Origin of the sequence: Acidilobus sp. (genome assembly GCF_049973875.1) — an archaeon.
Lineage (GTDB): Archaea > Thermoproteota > Thermoprotei_A > Sulfolobales > Acidilobaceae > Acidilobus.
Window position 1 is genome coordinate 1 of sequence record NZ_JBMFJI010000062.1, and the last position, 2,681, is coordinate 2,681.

A 2,681-nucleotide genomic window follows, 5' to 3' on the forward strand; every position below is an offset into this window, starting at 1 on the left:
CTAGCCGTCCAGCCTGTGGACAGTAACGACCCTTTTGGGCCTAGGAGAATAGGGCCAGTTGTCATACCTTTCTACGTGAACTGGTGGATGAAGGACCTCAACGTTAGTGAACCCCAAAAGCGCCTGGCCTCGGCCATCGTGAACGTGGAGTTCACCAGGACAAGCCTGTCGCTCTCCTTCACCTTTCCAAGGAACACCCTCCTCACCTCCCACTGAGGGAAGAACTTCAATCTGGCCTTAGCGCTGCTCCTGAAGCCGTAGTCTACGTTGAACTGGCGAAAGTAAATTATATCGGCATCCACGGGCTACACGTCGCCGTGAAAGTTAAACCTTAGCTCACAGTCAGAGGGAAACCCTTGGACGGCATCTAAGAAGATATTGGCTGTAGAAGTTGGTAGGGGTCTCCTGAGAACAACTTTTACGTCTCTTAAGACTCGAGGTCTTTCTAAGAGCCAATAGCCTATACGTCTTGTGAGCAGCGTTACCTGAAAGCCCTCCTTTAGCAGCGCTTCAATAGTGTCGAGAGCCATAAGTTGAATGCCGCCTAAGGTCTCTGCATCGTCTAGCAGCAGACAAACATTCACGGCCATGTCACCCCGTAACACGTTAGATGCCTTAACCTTTTAACTTATCTCTACCGAATCCTAGCAAACTAGCAGAGTAGTTCAGAAAAGGCCTCGGCGGCTGCAACATTTAAGTCTCTAGCCTATACGTCGCAGTGCCCAACTCGGCTAACAATGTCTAGGTGGCCGTGAGAAGGGTCTACAGGTTGGACGCGGAGGTAGTAGCCGTTGGTATAGCGTCATCAACGGCACCGTGAGAAATATCACCAAAAAGGCGTTCAAAATACGACGTTTGCGGATATTGATCCATAGCATCGCATCAAGTTCGTCCCCAGAGATTATTAGTTCTTTTTATTCTTTGAGATATGACATCGTAGAGCAGCGCTCAGCGGGATATAGTGTTCTAAACCTTGGGTTAAACATCAAGAAGCTTAATGTTGACTTCACAAGACATCCGTACCTTAGAGAACTTGGACTTTGCTGCCTATCGTTATTAATAATCAAAGGATTCAAAGTTCGTTATGTTCGTGCAACTCAACGCTATACCTTGAGGCGGCCAGGGATGAGATTAAAAGATTACAAAATAAGTTACCAGCGGTAAAACTGATCTCTTCAAGCGAAGAGAAATTAACTCGATAATAAGCTGCATTATCAAAATAAATGATTATTTTGGCTATGATTTTGAACACCTTTCCCTTTTTATCAACGTCGCCACTAATGTTGTAAAATGTTTATCCGGATACGTTTAGACTTGATGCCGTAATGTAAGCGAGCCTTTTTAAGTGAGCCGAACCCATAGCGTGCAGTAACACAGGTAGAGCGAGCCGCAGCATAGCATAAGCGTAATACCTAAACCCTTTACCCTGAATGTGGCTCCTCAACGACGAACACTTCATAAAACTAATCATTTCGCTGAGGGAGATCATAGGTTCAAGCCTGTTTACTTCAGTTAGAGGCATTATATACAGGTGCAGCAGCTCGCCAGTGCTTCCGACCTTATACGTGTTGCACTCGCATTCTGTCGGCAAGATCTTTGCCAACTTATTGTAAGTTGAGGCAAGCCTAAGGGTTTCACGGGCTTCCTGTAACAGCGCACTGGGATTAAAGGCTTTGCTCCTCTGGCTTGAGATGCGGTAATCAAAACTTTCCCAGTGAACCCGATAATGCGTTAATGGCCTCAGGGTTATGTACAGGTAACCATCTGTTAATAGCGAATAGACAAAAAAGGCGTCATCTATTCCAAGGTTCACCGGGCCTATTTGGGGTTTGAAGCTGTCAATGACAAGCCTTGATACGGCTATAGAGCTGCTGTTCTTGGCTACGTTGCCCCAAACGTCCTGTCTCAAGAGGGCTAGGTACTCCCAGCGACAAAGGCCCACGTTTGCTACAGGCTGTCTAAGTTTTGAGGTACTTATTATGAGATCGGTTTCCTGTGAGTTCCGCAAAGGTGAGTCAGGTCTAATTTTGTTGTCATTTTGATCAACAATCCAGAAATTGTTGTGGAAGTAAACTATGTTACTATACTTCGTGAATGCCTTATAGATCTCCTCTAGTCGCTCCCTGCAGTACATGTCATCGTCATCTAGGAACGTCACTACGTCTCCCCTGGCCTCCTCCAGGCCTGCCAAGAGGAACCTGCTTTGGTGGGACTCGTCACTGTAGACGAACTTCCAGCCGTTCCTGCGAATTATCTCGTCGCTGGCGGGGTCTTCGAAGTTCTTCACGACAATTACCTCGAACCTGTCCCTGGGAAGGGTCTGGGCCTCGAGGCTGCGCAAAGCGTAGGGCAGGTACTGTTTCCTGTTGTATGCAGTTACTATAACGGAAATTAACTTTTGTTCGCCTTTCATGTGAGGTCCACCAAGTTTTTCGTTATTTTGAACAGCTAAATAGCTTTATCTGTCTACCTAACTGATAAGAGTTAAATCGGTGAGCAAAATAAATTCAGAGGCCTTTGCCTCTACGGCACTGTGCTCAACTCCGTTAGTACTGTCTAGGCCTCATTAAGGAGCGTCTATAGGCCTGAAGCAGAGATAGTAGTTGTTAACGGCATCAGCGTTGACGGCACTTATGAGAAGCTGATCTCAAAGAACTACAACGCGAGGGTGTACCGCCTCT

At 46.6% G+C, this 2,681-nt stretch carries 2 protein-coding genes; both read right to left on the minus strand.

Features of this window, described 5'->3' with window-relative positions:
- Positions 1–71: 71 nt before the first annotated feature.
- A complete protein-coding gene (locus ACP5H1_RS08280) occupies positions 72–302 on the minus strand; it encodes a hypothetical protein (protein WP_427974003.1) in 231 nt (76 codons plus the stop codon).
- A gap of 992 nt (positions 303–1,294) precedes the next feature.
- Positions 1,295–2,413, minus strand: coding sequence for a glycosyltransferase family A protein (locus ACP5H1_RS08285; RefSeq protein WP_427974006.1), 1,119 nt, complete (start codon positions 2,411–2,413; stop codon positions 1,295–1,297).
- Positions 2,414–2,681 lie beyond the last annotated feature (268 nt).